Source organism: Streptosporangium minutum (assembly GCF_002149035.1).
Classification (GTDB): domain Bacteria; phylum Actinomycetota; class Actinomycetes; order Streptosporangiales; family Streptosporangiaceae; genus Streptosporangium; species Streptosporangium minutum.
This window is the reverse complement of the sequence record NZ_NGFP01000193.1, coordinates 1-17,646: the sequence shown is the minus strand read 5'-3', so window position 1 is coordinate 17,646 and position 17,646 is coordinate 1. Positions and strand designations below refer to the sequence as shown.

The following is a 17,646-nucleotide window of genomic DNA, read 5'->3' as shown; positions in this document are numbered from 1 at the left end:
CGGTGAACTCGGTCCGTGTGGCGTTGACCGTCGGCACGTGCATCACCATGGCCGCCCACAGCTCCGGGCGGCGCACCAGCGCGCCGCCGGTGGGGATGCCGCCGGCGCTGACGCCCTCGCCGGCCAGCCGCCCCGGCCGGGTGTAGCCCAGGGCGATGAGGTGCTCGGCGCAGTCGATGAAGTCCGTGATGGTGGCCTCCTTGCGCTCGCCGCGCCCGGCCTCGTGCCATTCGCGGCCGTAGGCGCCGCCGCCGCGCAGGTGCGCCACCGCGTAGACGCCGCCGCGCTCGTACCAGGCGAGCATCTCGGGACGGAACTCCGGCAGGTCGATGATCCCGTAGGAGCCTTCGCCGGTGAGCACGGCCGGGTTGTCGCCGTCCAGCTCCAGGTCCTTGTGGTGGATGACCGTGAGCGGGATCGGTGTTCCGTCCCGCGCGGGCACATGCAGAGTGCGGGCCTGCACGTCACCGAAGTCCACCGGTGAGCGGGGCGCCGGCCCGGTGTCCTGGAGGGTTTCGCCGTCGTAGCGGTAGAGCCGCGGCGCATCGGTCCAGCCGGCCACCAGCAGCAGGGCCTCGGGCCGCTCGGGGTGGGTGGTCCACTCCAGGATCGCGCCGTCCACCGGCAGCGGGAGATCGGCGGGCTCACCGCCGGACAGGGGCACGTGCCGTACCCGGCTGACGCCACCGTCGAGATCGCGCACCAGCAGCCGATCGCCCACCACCCGCACCGTCTCCACCACGCGCTCACCCGCGGGCACGACCACCCGGGCGCGCGACAGATCCGGTACGGCGAGCGGAACGGCCAGCACGCGGGAGCGGGGCGCGTCCCGATGGGAGACCAGGTAGAGGGTGTCGTGGCTGGTGGCGAAGGCGGTCACGCCATCCGCTGCGCCCGCGACCAGCCGCCACGGGCAGGCGGCCGGATCGGCCAGCCCGGCGCGCGGCGCCACGTACACCGTGCAGTCGCTCAGCTGCTCGCCGGTCCAGGGCCAGGGGCTGAGCGCGCCGTGGGAGATGATCGCCAGCATCCACTCGCCGTGCGGCGGCACCACCAGGAAGGGCCGATCCTGCGGGGTCAGCTCGATGTGGGGGTTGAGGCCGCGGGCCAGCACCACCGTGTCCTGCGCCGGGTCGGCGCCCAGCCGGTGCAGGAAGGAACGGCTGTCCAGGCGGCGCTGCTCCACGTAGCGGTGATAGACGAACGACCGGCTGTCCTCCAGCCAGCTCAGGAAGGCGAAACGCGTCGTGGGCGGGATCGTCTCCCGGATGGCTCCCGAGTCGGCGTCGATCACGTGGATGGAGCTGTCCTCCGACCCGGAGGCGGAGACGGCGCAGGCGACGCGGCGGCCGTCAGGGGAGGGCACGTACCAGTCGATGGCGTGGTGCCCGTCGCCGGGCACCGTGCCGGGGTCGAACAGGACCCTGCTCGCTCCGTCGGCCTCGGTCACCGTCAGCACCGGTACGCGGGCGTCCGGCTCGCGTACCAGGGCGAAGACCCTGTCGGCTGCCATCGCGAGGCCGAAGTACCGCGTGAGCGCACTGCCCAGTTCGCGGATCCGGGTCAGCAGGCCGGAGCGGTGCGGTAGGGCGTCCAGGTGCTCGCGGGCGTGCCTGGCCTGGCCGTCCAGCCAGCGGTGGAACTCCTCTCCGTCCGCCTCCATCCACCGGTAGGCATCGTCGAGCGTGATGCCGTGGTGGACGTCGCGCACCACGTCCACTCGGGCGATCGGGGGGCCGGTGATGTCACGCATCTGCATGATCATAGGCGACGCTCGCGAAGCCGGGTGAGCTGGTGACGGTGACCGGGATCGCCCGCCGTGCCTTCAGGGATTCACCGTGCGCGATAAGGGGCGGCGGCGAGCAGGCCGTGCAGGGACGCCTTCATGTTCGCGACGAAGGAGTCACGGGCCTCGCCGTCGAGGAGGTCCAGGGAGAGGTAGGGGTTCAGGTCCTCCAGCTCGACGAGGAGGAGCTCCCCGTCCGGGGTGCGGCAGGCGTCGACGCGCTGGATCCCGTGCTCGATGTCGTTCCAGTCGACGAAACGCTGGGCGAACTCCAGGTCCGCCGCGGTGGGTCCGTACCGTTCCAGTACCCACCGCCGGTCGGGACGGGGCGCGTAGAGGGCGTACTGGAAGGCGCGGTCGATGAAGTAGAACGACACCTCGTACCGGAAGCGGATACGCGGCTGGACGAGCACGCCGTCGAACGCCACACCCTCCAGCCGGTCCCGGGTGACGAACTCCAGCCCGATCGAGTCCGCGCCGAGTTTGGGCTTGATCACGTACTCGGCCGCCTCGGGCAGGCGGCCGATGTCCTCCGGGCGGTCGACGGTCGCGATGACCGGGTGTCCCTCGGCGGCCAGATCGAGCAGATACTGCTTGCCGGTCTGGTCCGCCTTACCCGTCAGCTGGGTGTAGACGCGCGTGCCGTTCCTCAGCGCCCGATCGCGGAAGGCCGCGTACTGGGCCGCGTAGTGCAGCACGGGCCCGCTGTTGCGGACCACGACCACGTCGAAGGCGTCCATCAGCGCGGCCGCGTCCAGCGGGTGACACAGGGCGAGGCCGAAGTCCTCGCGGAGCCGGGAGGTCAGGAAGATGTCCTCGTCGCAGTATCGGCGCCCTCGGGCCTGGTAGGCCAGATCGGTGACGTACAGGACACTGGGCTGGGCGGGCGGCAACGTCTCTCCTCGCGGGTCGGTGTGCCGTCAAACTACCCGCCCCCTCCGCGCCGCCCGCGTGCCGCCCTCGACCCCGGATGTGACCGCGGGTGGCCGTCGTCCGTACGGGCCCGTCCCGGCGTGAGCGGGACGGGCCCGGGGAGTCAGGCGCCCTCTTCGAGGTCTCCCTCCGACTTGAGGTAGACCTCCTGGAGGCCGCGCAGGATGTCGGGGTCGGGGTGCTCCCACATGCCCCGGTCCGCCGCCTCCAGCAGGCGTTCGGCGATGCCGTGCAGCGCCCACGGGTTGGACCTGGCCAGGAATTCCTGGTTCTCCGGGTCCAGCACGTAGGTCGCGGCCAGCTTGTCGTACATCCAGTCGGCGACCACGCCGGTGGTGGCGTCGTAGCCGAACAGGTAGTCGACGGTGGCGGCGAGCTCGAAGGCTCCCTTGTAGCCGTGCCTGCGCATGGCGGCCAGCCAGCGGGGGTTGACCACCCGGGCGCGGAAGATCCTGGAGGTCTCCTCCGAGAGCGTCCGGGTGCGGACCGCGTCGGGGCGGGTGCTGTCGCCGATGTAGGCGGCGGGCGCCTTCCCGGTGAGCGCGCGGACCGTGGCGATCATGCCGCCGTGGTACTGGAAGTAGTCGTCGGAATCGGCGATGTCGTGCTCGCGGGTGTCGACGTTCTTGGCCGCCACCGCGATCCGCCGGTAGGCCGTCTCCATGTCCTCCCTGGCCGGGACCCCGTCGACGCCCCGGCCGTAGGCGAAGCCGCCCCACACCGCGTAGACCTCGGCGAGATCGGCGTCGTCGCGCCAGTTGCGGCTGTCGATGAGCGGCAGCAGCCCGGCGCCGTAGGCCCCCGGCCGGGAGCCGAAGATCCGCATGGTGGCCCTGCGCTCGTCTCCGTGGCTCTGGCTGTCGGCCAGCACATGCGCCCGGACGTAGTTCTGCTCCCCGGGCTCCTCCAGCCCGGCGGCCAGCCGTACCGCGTCGTCCAGCATGGCCACCACGTGCGGGAACGCGTCCCGGAAGAAGCCGCTGATCCGGACCGTGACGTCCACGCGCGGACGTCCCAGCTCCCCGGCCGGGATCGGCTCCAGCCCGGTGACCCGCCGCGACGCCTCGTCCCACACCGGCCGCACACCGAGCAGGGCCAGCACCTCGGCCACGTCGTCGCCCGCGGTGCGCATGGCGCTGGTCCCCCACACCGACAGCCCGACCGAGCGCGGCCAGTCGCCGGTGTCGGCCCGGTAGCGCTCCAGGAGGGAGTCGGCCATCGCCTGCCCGGTCTCCCAGGCGAGCCTGCTCGGCACCGCCTTGGGGTCGACCGAGTAGAAGTTGCGGCCGGTGGGCAGCACGTTGATCAGCCCGCGCAGCGGCGACCCGCTCGGTCCCGCCGGGACGTAACCGCCGTCGAGGGCGTGCAGGATCGCGTCGATCTCGTCCGTGGTCCGTGCCAGCCGAGGCACGACCTCGGCCGCCGCGAACCGCAGGATCCGCTCCACCGTCCCGCGGTCCGCCCCCGCCCCTGTCTCCGCCTCGGCTGTCTCCGCCTCGGCGCCCAGGACGGCGGCGGTCACGCCGGCGGCGGCCGCCGGGTCCCAGGCCCGCTCTTCCATGGCCTCGACCAGTGCCCGGGCGAGGGTCTCGGCCTCGTCGGTGCCGATCCGGCCCGCCGTGCCGTCCTCGGCCAGGCCCAGGGCTTCGCGGAGCCCCGGGAGGGCCTCTCCGCCCGCCCACATCTGACGGGCGCGGAGCATCGCGAGCACCAGGTCGACGCGGGTCGCGCCCTGCGGGGCGGCGCCCAGCACGTGGAGGCCGTCGCGGATCTGGACGTCCTTGACCTCGCACAGCCAGCCGTCGATGTGCAGCAGGAAGTCGTCGAACTCGGCGTCGTGCGGGCGGTCCTCGATGCCCAGGTCGTGGTCGAGCCGGGCGGCCTGGATCAGGGTCCAGATCTGGGCGCGGATCGCCGGGAGCTTCGCCGGGTCCATCGCGGCGATGGAGGCGTGCTCGTCGAGAAGCTGCTCCAGCCGGGCCATGTCCCCGTAGGTGTCGGCGCGGGCCATCGGCGGGACGAGGTGGTCGACCAGGGTGGCGTGGGCCCGGCGCTTGGCCTGGGTGCCCTCACCGGGGTCGTTGACCAGGAAGGGGTAGATCAGCGGCAGGTCGCCGAGCGCGGCGTCGGGGCCGCAGGAGGCCGACAGCCCGGCGGACTTCCCCGGCAGCCACTCCAGGTTGCCGTGCTTGCCCACGTGCACCACGGCGTGCGCGCCGAAGCCGTCGGCCAGCCATCGGTAGGCCGCCAGGTAGTGGTGGCTGGGCGGCAGGTCGGGGTCGTGGTAGATCGCGATGGGGTTCTCGCCGAAGCCGCGTGGCGGCTGCACCATGACCACGACGTTCCCGGCGCGCAGCGCGGCCAGCACGATCTCGCCGGCCGGGTCGTGCGACCTGTCCACGAACAGCTCGCCCGGCGCGGGGCCCCAGTGCCGCTCCATCCCTGCGCGCAGGTCCTCCGGCAGCGTGCCGTACCACTCGGCGTACCGGCCGGCCGCGATGCGCACCGGGTTGCCGGCGAGCCGCTCCTCCGTGAGCCACTCCGGGTCCTGCCCGCCCGCCGCGATCAGCGCGTGGATCAGCGCGTCGCCGTCCTGCTCGGTCACGCCCGGCAGCTCGCCCTCGGCGCCGATGTCGTAGCCGCGCTCGCGCAGTACGGCCAGCAGCCTGACGAGGCTCGCGGGGGTGTCCAGGCCGACGGCGTTGCCGATCCGGGAGTGCTTGGTGGGGTAGGCCGACAGCATCAGCACGATCCGCCGCTCGCCGGCCGGGATGTGCCGGAGCACGGCATGCCGTACCGCGATGCCCGCCACCCGGGAGGCCCGCTCCGGATCGGCCGCGTAGACGGTCAGCCCGTCCTCGTCGATCTCCTTGAAGGAGAAGGGCACCGTGATGATCCGGCCGTCGAACTCGGGGATCGCGACCTGGGTGGCCGCGTCGAGCGGGGACAGGCCGTCGTCGTTCTCCTCCCACGACGCCCGGCTGCTCGTCAGGCACAGACCCTGCAGGATCGGCACGTCCAGTTCGGCGAGCGCGCCGACGTCCCAGGCCTCGTCGTCCCCGCCGGCCGACGCGGTGGCCGGGCGGGTGCCGCCGGCCGCGAGGACGGTCACCACCAGGGCGTCCACTGTACCGAGGACCTCCAGCAGGCCGGGTTCCGCGCTGCGCAGGGAGGCGCAGTAGACGGGCAGCGCCCGGCCGCCGGCGTCCTCGATCGCCGAGCAGAGGGTCTCGACGAACGCGGTGTTCCCGGCGACGTGGTGGGCCCGGTAGTAGAGCACCCCGATGACCGGCCCGTCCTCGCGGCGCGCCGCGCGCTCCAGCAGGCCCCACCCGGGGGTGGGGGCGGGCGCGGCGAACCCGTGCCCGGTCAGCAGCAGGGTGTCGGACAGGAACCGGTGGAGTTCGGTGAGGTTGGCCGGGCCGCCGTGGGCGAGGTAGGCGTGCGCCTCGGCGCAGACCCCGCCGGGCACGGTGGACAGCTCCATCAGCTCGGCGTCGGGCGCCTGCTCGCCGCCCAGGACGACGACGGGCCGGGGCCCGGCCAGCAGGGCGTCCAGGCCCTCCTCCCAGGCGCGGCGGCCGCCGAGCAGCCGGACGACGACCAGGTCGGCGCCGTCCAGCAGGGGTGGCAGGTCCTCGGCGGTGAGCCGGGCGGGGTTGCCCAGCCGGTAGTCCGCGCCGCTCGCGCGGGCGCTGAGCAGGTCGGTGTCGGAGGTCGAGAGCAGGAGGATCACGCGCCACACCCCTGCGGGAACGGCGTGGTACGGCTCAGCGGGGCCATGGGATGGCACGGGAACGGCGAAAAGCGCACGGAGCTTCCTCCCTCGGGGTCCTCGCCCCGGGTCGTCGTCGGCTACGACGGCTGGAGTCTCCTGGCTCCCGGATCGGTGCTCCCCCCGGCCTTCCCGTCCGTCGCCGGACAGTGGCCTGGGTGGGGTTCGCTCCCCGGTTACAGTGGCGGGACCGCGCCGGATTCACACCGGCTTCCTCCCTTGCCGTCGCCATTGATGAGACTACGGCAGTCCCGTTCATTGCAAGAAACTGGCGTTACCATCCTCGGCGTGGTCATTAGCGACTTTTCCGGACGATCGCGACTCGACGCATGTCCCGGGGCGCTCCAGGTGCACGCCGCGGCCGACGGCGGCCTGGCGCGTGTCCGCGTCCCCGGCGGCCGGTTGACGGTCCCCCAGCTACGCGAGCTCGCCGGTGCCGCCGCCACCTGGGGGACCGGTGTCATCGAGCTGACCTCCCGCGCGAACGTCCAGGTACGCGGGCTCGGCGCGGAGACCGGGTTCGCGGCGCGCATGGCGGAGGCGGGGCTGCTGCCCTCGCCCACCCACGAGCGGATCCGCAACGTCCTCGCCTCCCCGCTGACCGGTTGCGACGCGAGAGGGGTGCTCGACGTCGGCCCGCTGGTCGCCGACCTGGACCGCCGGCTGTGCGCCCGGCCCGCCCTCGCCGGCCTGCCGGGACGTTTCCTGTTCGCCCTCGACGACGGCCGGGGCGACGTGGCCTGGCTCGGTCCCGACGCCGGGATCCTGCCGACCGGGGCGGGCGAGGCCGTCCTGGTCCTCGCGGGCGCCGACAGCGGCCTGCGCGTGCCCGTGACCTCCGCGGTCACCGCGCTGCTCGCCGCCGCCGAGGCCTTCCTGGCCGAGCTGGCCGCCCAGGAGACGCACGCCTGGCGGATCAGCGAGCTGAGCGACGGCGCGGAGCTGGTCGCGGCCCGGGTCCGCGCCGCGCTGGACACCGGTTCCGCCGGCCCGGTACGGCTCCGCCCGCCCGCGGAGCCGTACCGGGCCGGGCGGCCGTCCGCGGCGGGAGGGCCGGTGGGCGCCGTCGACCAGCCCGGCGGCCGGGTGGCTCTCGGCGTCGCGGTGCCGCTGGGACGGCTGACCTCCGCCCAGGCCGAACTCCTCGCCGGCCTGGCCTCCCACGGCGAGGTACGGCTGACACCGTGGCGGGGTGTGGTCCTGCCCGGTCTGGACCGCGCCGAACTGCCGCGGGCGGTCGCCCGGCTGGCGGAGGCCGGCCTGGTCACCGACCCCGGCTCCCCGTGGATCGGCGTGACGGCCTGCACCGGACGCCCCGGCTGCGCCAAGTCCCTGGCCGACGTGCGGTCCGACGCGGCCCGCGCCACCCTCTCCCGCCGGGGCGGCAGGACCGCCTCCGCCACCGGGGCCGGCCCCGGGGCGCCGATCGAGGGCGACGCCCCGGGCGCGACCGGGCCCGGCGGCCGGACGGAGCCGGAGGGCGGCACGCCGCCGGCCGCCGCCCCGCATGTGGCGGATTCACCGCGCACCGGTACGCTCCCCGTGCACTGGGCGGGCTGCGAGAGGCGCTGCGGCCGCCCCGGAGGGCGGGTCGCGGACGTGGTCGCCACCGGCGACGGCTACCGCGTCGACCTGGACGGCCGGAGCCTGACCTGTGCGGACATCGAAGAGACCACGGCCGCGGTGGCGGCCGCCAGAGGGGAAACGTGATCGACTACGTCCGCGACGGCGCGGAGATCTACCGCCGCTCCTTCGCCACCATCCGCACCGAGACCGATCTGAGCGGCCTGCCCCCGGACGTCGCCCAGGTGGCGGTCCGCATGATCCATGCCTGCGGGATGGTCGACCTGGTGACCGACCTCGGGTGGTCGCCCGGTGTCGTGGCGTCGGCGCGCGCCGCCCTGCGCGCGGGTGCGCCGGTGCTGTGCGACGCGATGATGGTCGCCTCCGGGGTGACCCGCCGCCGCCTGCCCGCCGGCAACGAGGTGATCTGCACGCTGGGCGAGCCGGGCGTGCCGGAGCTCGCCGGACGGCTGGGCACCACCCGCAGCGCCGCCGCGCTGGAGCTGTGGCGCGACCGGCTGGAGGGCTCCGTGGTCGCGATCGGCAACGCGCCGACCGCGCTGTTCCGGCTGCTGGAGATGGTCGAGGAGGGCGCCGGACGGCCGGCCGCCGTGCTCGGGATCCCGGTCGGCTTCATCGGCGCCGCCGAGTCCAAGCAGGCCCTCGCCGAGCATCCGGCGGGCCTGGAGTACCTGGTCGTGCACGGGCGCCGGGGTGGAAGCGCGATGACCGCCGCCGCGGTCAACGCCATCGCGAGTGAGGACGAGTGAACGACATGGCGACTGGACGGCTCTGGGGCGTGGGGCTCGGGCCCGGGGATCCGGAGCTGGTGACCGTCAAGGCCGCCCGCCTCCTCGGCGAGGCGGACGTGATCGCTTTCCACAGCGCCCGCCACGGCCGGAGCATCGCCCGCTCGGTGGCCGCGCCGTACCTGCGTGAGGGCCAGATCGAGGAAGCCCTGATCTACCCGCTCACCACGGAGACCACCGATCACCCCGGCGGTTACCAGGGCGCCATCGACGACTTCTACGCCGAGTGCGCGCTGCGGCTGGCCGCCCACCTGGACGCCGGGCGCGACGTGGTGGTGCTGTGCGAGGGCGACCCGCTCTTCTACGGCTCCTACATGCACATGCACAAGCGCCTGTCCCACCGCTACGTCACCGAGGTGGTCCCCGGCGTGACCTCCGTGAGCGGCGCCGCGGCGGTCCTCGGGCGGCCGCTGGTCGAGCGGGACGAGACGCTGACCGTGCTGCCCGGGACGCTCCCCGCCGAGGTTCTCGCCGAGCGCCTGGCCTCCGCCGACTCGGCGGCGATCCTCAAGCTCGGCCGGACGTTCGCCAAGGTGCGCGACGCGCTGGACCGGGCCGGCCGTCTCGACGAGGCCTGGTACGTGGAACGCGCCACCACCGGCGGCCAGCGCCTGGCTCCGCTCGCCGAGGTGGACCCGGACAGCGTGCCGTACTTCTCGCTGGCGCTGATCCCGAGCCCGGTGAACGCCGCGCAGGCCGGGCCGGTCCGGGAGGCGGAGCCCGCGACCCCGGCCGGCGGTCCCGGCGAGGTGGTCGTGGTCGGTCTCGGCCCGGCCGGACGGCCGTGGCTGACCCCGGAGGCGCAGGACGCGCTGGCGGGCGCCGACGAGCTCGTCGGGTACGGCCCCTACCTGGACCGGGTCCCGCCGAACCCGCGCCAGCGCCGCCACCCCACCGACAACCGGGTGGAGGCCGAGCGGGCCGCGCACGCGCTGGAGCTGGCCGCCGGCGGATCCCGGGTGGCCGTGGTGTCCTCGGGCGATCCGGGGGTGTTCGCGATGGCCAGCGCGGTGCTGGAGGTGGCCTGCGAGCCCCGGTTCGCCGACGTCCCGGTGCGGGTGCTGCCCGGCCTGACCGCCGCGCACGCGGTGGCGAGCCGGGCGGGCGCCCCGCTCGGCCACGACTACTGCGTGCTGTCGCTGTCGGATCTGCTCAAGCCATGGGAGGTCGTCGCCGGGCGGATCACCGCCGCCGCGAGGGCCGACCTGGTGCTGGCGATCTACAACCCCGCCTCGAAGAGCCGCACGTGGCAGGTGGCCGCCGCCCGGGACCTGCTGCTGGAGCACCGCGCTCCGGAGACTCCCGTCGTCATCGGCCGGGACGTCGGCGGGGCGGGGGAGAGCATGACCGTCACCACCCTGGCCGAGCTCGACCCCGCCATGGTCGACATGCGCTGCCTGCTGCTGGTGGGTTCCTCGACCACCCGGGCGGTCAAGCGTGGCGACGGCGGCCAGGTGGTGTTCACCCCCCGCCGCTATCCCGCGTGACCGGCCTCCCTCGGCCCCGGCAGGGCGGGCCCGCCCTGCCGGGGCCCTCCGGCCGGGCACATCTCACGGCCCGCTCGACCGGCCCTGACGCCCTCGGCCGGGCGCGCCTCCCCGCCGGCTCGACCGGGCCCGACACCCCCGGCCGGGCACACCTCCCGGCCGGCTCGACCTCACCTGACGTGACCCACCGCGCTCTCCAGCCAGGTGAGCGCCTCCTCCACCGTCCCCACCGAGGGGACTCCCCCGGGATGCGGCGGCCGCCGTACGATCACGACCGGGAGTCCGAGGTCGCGGGCCGCGAGCAGCTTGGCCGTGGTCATCTCTCCGCCGCTGTCCTTCGTGACCAGCATGTCCACGCGGTAGTGCCGCATGAGCGCCAGCTCGCCCTGCACGGTGAACGGGCCCCGGCTGAGCAGCACCTCCAGACGGCGCGGGGCGGGCGGCTCCGGCGGGTCCACCGAGCGGGCGAGGAACCACAGACCGTCGAGTCCGGCGAAGACCGGCAGGCTCCGGCGGCCGGTGGTCAGGAACACCCGCTCCCCCAGCGCGGGCAGGAGTTCGGCGGCCGCGGCGAGCGACGGCACCCAGCGCCAGTCGTCGCCGGGGGCGGCCTGCCAGCCCGGCCGCCGCAGGATCAGCAGCGGCACCCCCGCCCGGCCGGTCGCCTCGACCGCCGAGGCGGTCATCCGGGCGGCGAACGGGTGCGTGGCGTCCACGACGACGTCGATCCGGCGCTCGCCGATCCACGCCTCAAGCCCGCCGGGCCCGCCGAAGCCGCCCTCGTGCACCTCGCCCACCGGCAGTTTGGGGTCGCGCACCCGCCCCGCCAGCGAGGACACCACATGTGTCCCGGCGCGTCCGGCGAGCGCGGCGGCCAGCCGCCTGGCCTCGTCCGTACCTCCCAGCACCAGGATGTTCACCACTCCGTCACCTTTCCTCCGTCGCGGGGCGTCGCCCCGCCGTACCGATCGATGCTTGAACCATGAGCACGCCCCTACGCCACGGATGGACCACCGGCGCGTGCGCGACCGCGGCCACCACCGCCGCCTACACCGCGCTGCTGACCGGCGGCTTCCCCGACCCGGTGGAGATCACGCTGCCCAAGGGGCGGCGTCCGGCGTTCGCGCTGGCCAGGGAGTCGCTGACCGGCGGTACGGCCATGGCCGCGGTGGTCAAGGACGCCGGCGACGACCCCGACGTGACGCACGGGGCACTGATCTCCGCGACGGTACGGCACGGCGTCCCCGGCGGCGGCGTGGCGTTCGCGGCGGGACCCGGGGTCGGCACCGTCACCAAACCGGGGCTCCCGCTGGACGTGGGCGAACCGGCGATCAACCCGGTCCCCCGGCGGATGATGCGCGAGCACATCGCCGAGGTGGCCGCCCGGCACGGCGGGACCGGTGACGTGATCGTGGAGATCTCGGTGGAGCACGGCGAGGAGCTGGCGAGGAAGACCTGGAACCCCCGGCTGGGGATCCTGGGCGGGCTGTCCATCCTCGGCACGACCGGCGTCGTGGTGCCGTACTCGTGTTCGGCCTGGATCGACAGCATCCGGCGTGGCGTCGACGTGGCCAGGGCGGCTGGCCGCCTGCACGTCGCCGGATGCACCGGGAGCACCTCGGAGAAGGTGGCGGCCGAGCTGTACGGGCTGCCGGAGGACGCGCTGCTCGACATGGGCGACTTCGCGGGAGCCGTGCTGAAATATCTGCGCAGGCATCCCGTGCCGCGGCTGACCGTCGCCGGCGGCATCGGCAAGCTCTCCAAGCTCGCCGACGGCCATCTGGACCTTCACTCGGGCCGCTCGCAGGTCGATCCCGGCATGCTCGCCGAGATCGTCCGCTCGGCGGGCGGGGACGAGGCGCTGGCCGGGCGGGTGCTGGAGGCCAACACGGCCCTGCACGCGCTCCGGCTCTGCCAGGAGGCGGGGCTGCCGCTGGGCGACCTGGTCGCCGAGCGCGCCCGCCTGACGGCCGTCGGCGTGCTGCGCGAGGCGCCCGTGGCGGTGGACGTGGTGGTCATCGACCGCGCGGGGGTGATCGTCGGCCGCGCCGGCTGAACCGGCCGCGCCGGCTGAACCGGCCACGCGGTCACCGGCCACGCGGTCACCGGTCACGCGGTCACCGGTCACGCGGACCGACCCAGCCCGGTGACCGTCGGCCGCGCGGACCGGCCGGGCCGGAGCCGGTGTCCGGGCGCGGAGGAACGGCAGGTCCCGGCGCGGGGCGCCGGGGTCAGTCACGGCAGCGGGCGGCCGAGTACAGGTGGCTGTCGGGGAACTCCGAAGCGGTCAGCACGCGGCCGACCACGATCACCGCGGTGCGGACGACCCCGGCGGCATGGACCTTTCCGGCGATGTCGGCCAGGGTGCCGCGCAGGATCACCTCGTCGTCCCGGCTGGCCCGCGCCACCACGGCCACCGGGCAGTCGGCGCCGTAGTTGGGGACCAGCTCCGCGGCGACCGCCTCGACGCGCTGCACGGCCAGGTGGAGGACCATCGTGGCCCGGCTGCGCCCCAGCGTGTCCAGGTCCTCTCCGTCGGGCATGGGGGTGGCGCGGACCGAGGTCCGGGTCAGCACGATCGTCTGGCCCACCCCTGGGACGGTGAGCTCCCGCTTCAGCGACGCCGCGGCGGCGGCGAACGCGGGCACGCCGGGGATCACCTCGTAGGGCACCCCGGCCGCGTCCAGCCGCCGCATCTGCTCGGCCATCGCGCTGAACACCGACGGGTCGCCGGAGTGCAACCGGGCCACGTCGTGGCCGGCTCGGTGAGCGGCGAGCATCTCCGCCACGATCTCCTCCAGGGCCATCCTGGCGGTGTCCACCAGCCGTGCCCCACGCGGGCAGCACTCCAGCAGCTCGGCCGGGACCAGGGACCCGGCGTACAGGCACACCGGCGAGGACGCGACCGCCCGCTGCCCCCGGAGGGTGATCAGGTCGGCGGCGCCGGGTCCCGCCCCGATGAAACGCACCGTCATCGCTCACCCTCCACCGGCTTGATCGCCGTCCAGGTCGTCACGGGCATCATCGGCCGCCAGCCGGTGAAGCCGCCGACCGGTGCCGCCCTGCTGACCGCCAGCCGGACCAGGTCGCCGCCGAGTTCGCCGTGCCAGGAGGCCAGGACGGCCTCGGACTCCACGGTGACCGCGTTGGCGACCAGCCTGCCGCCGGGCCGCAGCGCCTCCCAGCACCCCTCCACCACCCCGGGGACGGTCACCCCGCCACCGATGAAGACGGCGTCGGGCGGCTCCAGCCCGGCGAGCGCCGCGGGAGCCGGCCCGGTCACCACGGTCAGGCCGGGCACGCCGAGCCCCGCGGCGTTGCGGGAGATCCGCGCGGCCCGCTCGGGGTGGCTGTCCACCGCCACCGCCCGGTTGGCCGGATGAGCGCGCATCCACTCGATCGCGATGCTGCCCGCCCCCGCGCCGACGTCCCACAGCAGCTCGCCGGGGACGGGGGCGAGCCGGGAGAGGGTCACCGCGCGCACCTCGCTCTTGGTGAGCTGGCCGTCGTGCTCGAAGGCCTCGTCCGGCAGGCCCGGGACGCAGGGCAGGGGCACGGTCCCGGCGTCGGCGCGGCACTCCACCGCGACCACGTTGAGGTCATGGGCCACCGGCAGGGACCAGCCGCCCGCCGTACCGTGGATCACACGCTCCTCGGCGCCGCCGAGCCGCTCCAGGACCGTCATGGGGCTCCCGCCGTACCCGCGCGCGGCGAGCAACGCGGCGACCCGCGCCGGAGTGTGGCCGTCGGCGCTGAGGACCAGCACCCGGCGGCCCTGGTGGACCGCGGCGTGCACCGACTCGACCGGCCGCGTCACGACGCTGACCACCTCGACCTGGTCGACGGCCCAGCCGAGCCTGGCGCAGGCCAGCGAGGCCGACGACGGATGAGGCAGCACCCGGACCCGGTCCGGGCCGAGCAGCCGGACCAACGTCGTGCCGATGCCGTGGAACATGGGGTCGCCGCTGGCCAGCACGCACACCCGGCGCCCCTGGTGGGAGGCGAGCAGCGCGGGCAGGGCCGGGAGCATCGGCGAGGGCCAGGCCACGCGCTCGGCGCTCGGCTCGGGGACCAGCGCCAGCTGCCGGGCGCTGCCCATCAGGACCTCCGCGGCGTGCAGCTCGCGTCGCGCCGCCGCCGACAGGCCCGCCCAGCCGTCGGCGCCGATGCCGACCACCATGACGAGGTCAGACATTGCCCAGCACCCGGCCGACCCGGATCTCGATCACGACGCGGGCCGGATTCTCACGGGGCCGCCGGTAGCGCTCGGCGTAGCGGCGCTCGGCGTCGGCGACCGACCCGGGGTCCTCCCGGATCACCGCGCGCCCCTCCAGGGTCGACCAGCGGCGCCCGTCCACCTGGCAGACGGCGACCGCCGCGCCCTCTTCCCCTGCCGCGCGCACGTGGCGGACCTTGTGCGAGCCGCCCGAGGTGATCACCCGCGCGATCCCGGAGTCGGCGTCCAGCGTCACCCCCACGGGGACGACGTGCGGCGTGCCGTCAGCCCGCACGGTGGTCAGCGTGGACAGGTGACGCTCCCGCCAGAAGGCGCGGAACCCGTCTCCGAGATCCTTCAACACCCAGCCCTTCCCCGATGTCGTGGTACCGGGCGACATGGTAGCCGGGCGGCGGGCCCGGCGGAGGATCCCCTCCCCCGGGCCCGCCGGTGCTCAGCCGGCCACGGCCGCCTGGCCGCGCTCCTGCTCGTAGGCCGCCAGAACCTGCTCGCGCCGCTCGGCCGGGAGCCGGTCGATGTAGAGGCGCCCCTCCAGGTGGTCGGTCTCGTGCTGCAGGCAGCGGGCCAGCAGGCCGGTGCCCTCCACCGTGACGGGTGCTCCGGTCACGTCGAACCCGTGCACCACGGCGCGGTCAGGCCTGGCCAGCGACGCCCGCTGCCCCGGCACCGACAGGCAGCCCTCGGCGTAGTCGTCCAGGTGCTCCTCGTCCGGTCCGGGCATCACCAGGGTCGGGTTGACCACGACACCCTTGCGGTACTCCTCGGTCTCGTCCGGGCAGTCGTAGACGAACACGCGCAGGCCGACCCCGATCTGGTTGGCCGCCAGGCCCACGCCCTCGGCGGCGTACATGCTCGCGAACATGTCCGCGACCAGCGTGGCGAGATCGTCGTCGAAGCGGGTCACGGTCTCACACGGGCGGTGCAGCACCGGTTCGCCGACGAACGTGATCGGCCGTGCCGTGCCCTCGCCGCTTGCTTCCATGTGGAACGCCTCCATGTCCGTCGCGTGTCAGTCGCAGCAGACTACTCGCGGCCGGGCCGTGCCGGACAACGCCGTTCAGCTTCCCGGGTTGTAGATCACCTGGTCGGGCCTCACCCGGACCGTGATGCGCTGCTCGCCCGGCTGCCGGTAGGGGTAGCTGTCCACCCCGAGGTACTTCTTCGCCAGGCCGTCGATGACGGCGTCCGCGCCTTCGAGCTCCAGCTCCCCGGTGCCCGAGACGCTGACGAGGTGGAAAGCGTCCTTGGGGTCCAGGACGCTCACCGACACCCGGGGGTCGTTGCGCAGGTGGCGCTCCTTGGCGCGGCCGACGGCCGTGTTGAAGATGACGTCGTCTCCGTCGACGTCCACCCACACGACGGTGCTGTGCAGCGATCCGTCCGGCCGTACGGTCGTCACCCAGGCGTGAATCGGCTGGCTGAGCAGTTCTTTCGCATCGTCGTTCAGCTTGCCCACAGGGACCTCCACGATCAGCGGTATGCCTACGGACCAATCGAACATCACGCCTCGTTGATCGATTCCACCGCCCCCGGCGAAAGTCTCAGGACGGGCCGTCGTGGATGGCGGCGGCGGCGCGCAGCCCCGACTCCAGTGCGCCTTCGATCCAGGCGTGCCAGAGGGAGCAGTGCTCTCCGGCGAAGTGGACGCGGCCCTCCGGCTGGATGATCGCCTCGTGCAGGGTCGTCTGCTGGTGCGGCTCGAAGAGGGCGAACGCACCGGCCGCGAAGGGGTCCTCGTACCAGGCGTGGCTCACCCCGAACTCGAAGGCGTCGACGATCTCCGGGTGGACCTTCGCGACGTCCTCCACGGCCTGCTGGATCCGCTTCTCCCTGCTCATGGCGCCCCACCGCAGCGCGTCCTGGCCCCAGGTGTAGCTGGCGAGCAGGACGCCCCTGCGCTCGTCGGGGTCGGAGTGGGAGGGGTAGCAGATCCGGCGGACGGGCAGGTCGGTCACGGTGGTCCCGCCGACGATCCCGTCGGTGCGCTCCCAGAACCGCTCGCGCACCTGAAACAAGATCTTGGTCGAGGCGTTGTAGTTGAGCTCCCTGATCGCCCGCTGCTTGCGCCGGGTGAACGCGGGCCGTACCTCGATGTCGCGGAGCACGGAGAAGGGCATGGTGCACACGGCGTAGTCGCCCGTTATCTCGGTACGGCCCGCGGCGGTCCTGACGTGCAGGGTGACCGAGTGGTCGTCCTGCTCGATCGCGTGCACCTCGTGGCCGAAGCGGACGCGCTCCTTGAGCCGCTCGTAGAAGGCGAGGGGCAGCCGGTCGGTCCCGCCGACGATCTCCTGCATGTCCTCGAACGCCCGGCCGATGATCTCCCGGAACTGCTCGATCACCGCGGCGTTGAGGTTCGCCTCCCGGAAGCTCATGATCCCGTAGAGTTCGACGGCCCCCGGGGAGAAGCCGCGCTCGCGCAGGAAGCTGCGGATCGAGTGATGGTCGTATTCGGCGCAGAGACGGTCGAGGGCGGCGCCTCCCTCGTCCGAGTAGCGCTCCCGGACCTCCGCGGTGGCCGCGTTCCACAGCTCCTCGTAGGTCCTGCCGCGTTCGTGCTCGGCCAGCTCGAAGTCCACCAGGCCCGGATCGGCGTTCAGGTCCTCCATCGTCATGCGCCTGCCCTGGATGAAGGCGAGGGTCTTGGGGTTGCCCATGACGAACGGGCGCAGGCCGAGCCCGAACTCGCGGCAGTAGGCCAGCGTCAGGTCGTGGACGCGGGGGATGCGCATGGCCCCGGCCTCGGCGTACAGGCCCTCAGCGAAGCCACGCAGGGTGTGGACGCGGCCGCCCACGCGCTGCTGCGCCTCCAGCACGACGGGGTCGTGCCCCTGGCGCATCAGCTCGTAGGCCGCGACCAGCCCCGCCATGCCCGCGCCGATGACCAGGACACGCTTCGGCGCGTCCTGCCGGGCGGGCAGGCCCTCCTGCGCCGTCCTGACCAGATGCGGAGGGACCCGCTCGTGGCCGGGGCTGAGAGACGCGTGGTCCCTCCTGCGCCGTCCTGACCAGATGCGGAGGGACCCGCTCGTGGCCGGGGCTGAGAGACGCGTGGT

At 74.1% G+C, this 17,646-nt stretch carries 14 protein-coding genes and 1 riboswitch; of the genes, 4 read left to right on the top strand and 10 right to left on the bottom strand.

Translation table 11 applies throughout. The features are described from left to right. From CA984_RS31905 to cobN, 3 genes are all read right to left on the bottom strand, one after another. Positions 1–1,753, bottom strand: a 1,753-nt coding sequence (locus CA984_RS31905) for a prolyl oligopeptidase family serine peptidase (protein WP_165781486.1), incomplete at its 3' end; no start/stop codon positions are given. Positions 1,754–1,833: 80 nt separating this feature from the next. Beyond that, entirely contained in the window at positions 1,834–2,679 is an 846-nt protein-coding gene (locus CA984_RS31900; protein ID WP_086577184.1) for an ATP-grasp domain-containing protein, read from the bottom strand. A 143-nt stretch (positions 2,680–2,822) separates the two neighbouring features. Further along, positions 2,823–6,455, bottom strand: a complete 3,633-nt coding sequence (gene cobN / locus CA984_RS31895; RefSeq protein ID WP_086577190.1) for a cobaltochelatase subunit CobN — start codon at positions 6,453–6,455, stop codon at positions 2,823–2,825. A 114-nt stretch (positions 6,456–6,569) separates the two neighbouring features. After that, a riboswitch (cobalamin riboswitch) is annotated at positions 6,570–6,758 on the bottom strand. Positions 6,759–6,782: 24 nt separating this feature from the next. Between cobN and CA984_RS48875 the strand changes: the two genes are divergently transcribed. Genes CA984_RS48875 through CA984_RS31880 form a run of 3 tightly spaced genes read left to right on the top strand, consistent with a single transcriptional unit; the run spans position 6,783 to position 10,353 of the window. Beyond that, positions 6,783–8,204: a precorrin-3B synthase gene (locus CA984_RS48875; protein WP_086577183.1), complete on the top strand. Its 1,422-nt coding sequence runs from the start codon at positions 6,783–6,785 to the stop codon at positions 8,202–8,204. Further along, a complete protein-coding gene (locus CA984_RS31885; protein ID WP_108724641.1) occupies positions 8,201–8,827 on the top strand; it encodes a precorrin-8X methylmutase in 627 nt (208 codons plus the stop codon). The genes CA984_RS48875 and CA984_RS31885 overlap by 4 nt, the downstream gene beginning before the upstream one ends. Positions 8,828–8,832: 5 nt before the next feature. Then, on the top strand, positions 8,833–10,353 hold the full coding sequence (locus tag CA984_RS31880; RefSeq protein WP_086577188.1) for a precorrin-2 C(20)-methyltransferase: 1,521 nt from the start codon (positions 8,833–8,835) through the stop codon (positions 10,351–10,353). A gap of 170 nt (positions 10,354–10,523) precedes the next feature. On the opposite strand, the gene CA984_RS31875 is transcribed toward CA984_RS31880, so the two are convergent. Further along, the gene (locus tag CA984_RS31875) at positions 10,524–11,276 is read right to left on the bottom strand and encodes a cobalt-precorrin-6A reductase (protein WP_086577182.1); all 753 of its coding nucleotides are present in this window, start codon (positions 11,274–11,276) and stop codon (positions 10,524–10,526) included. Positions 11,277–11,335: 59 nt separating this feature from the next. Between CA984_RS31875 and CA984_RS31870 the strand changes: the two genes are divergently transcribed. Continuing rightward, complete coding sequence (locus tag CA984_RS31870) at positions 11,336–12,409, top strand: cobalt-precorrin-5B (C(1))-methyltransferase (RefSeq protein WP_086577181.1); 1,074 nt, start codon at positions 11,336–11,338, stop codon at positions 12,407–12,409. A 175-nt stretch (positions 12,410–12,584) separates the two neighbouring features. On the opposite strand, the gene cobM is transcribed toward CA984_RS31870, so the two are convergent. The 6 genes from cobM to CA984_RS31840 form a co-directional block, all read right to left on the bottom strand. Beyond that, complete coding sequence (cobM, locus tag CA984_RS31865) at positions 12,585–13,328, bottom strand: precorrin-4 C(11)-methyltransferase (protein ID WP_086577180.1); 744 nt, start codon at positions 13,326–13,328, stop codon at positions 12,585–12,587. Then, entirely contained in the window at positions 13,325–14,548 is a 1,224-nt protein-coding gene (cbiE, locus tag CA984_RS31860; RefSeq protein ID WP_086577179.1) for a precorrin-6y C5,15-methyltransferase (decarboxylating) subunit CbiE, read from the bottom strand. Before cbiE ends, cobM begins: the two co-directional genes overlap by 4 nt. Then, positions 14,541–14,969 carry a TIGR03618 family F420-dependent PPOX class oxidoreductase gene (locus CA984_RS31855; RefSeq protein ID WP_086577178.1) on the bottom strand — a complete coding sequence of 143 codons (429 nt, stop codon included), beginning with the start codon at positions 14,967–14,969 and terminating at the stop codon, positions 14,541–14,543. Before CA984_RS31855 ends, cbiE begins: the two co-directional genes overlap by 8 nt. Before the next feature lie 54 nt (positions 14,970–15,023). Beyond that, the gene (gene def / locus CA984_RS31850; protein ID WP_086577187.1) at positions 15,024–15,572 is read right to left on the bottom strand and encodes a peptide deformylase; all 549 of its coding nucleotides are present in this window, start codon (positions 15,570–15,572) and stop codon (positions 15,024–15,026) included. A 75-nt stretch (positions 15,573–15,647) separates the two neighbouring features. Next, entirely contained in the window at positions 15,648–16,058 is a 411-nt protein-coding gene (locus CA984_RS31845) for a TIGR03618 family F420-dependent PPOX class oxidoreductase (protein WP_231509803.1), read from the bottom strand. 73 nt (positions 16,059–16,131) lie between these two features. Then, positions 16,132–17,646 (bottom strand): flavin monoamine oxidase family protein (locus CA984_RS31840; protein WP_341351739.1); only part of this gene is annotated, 1,515 nt, incomplete at its 5' end.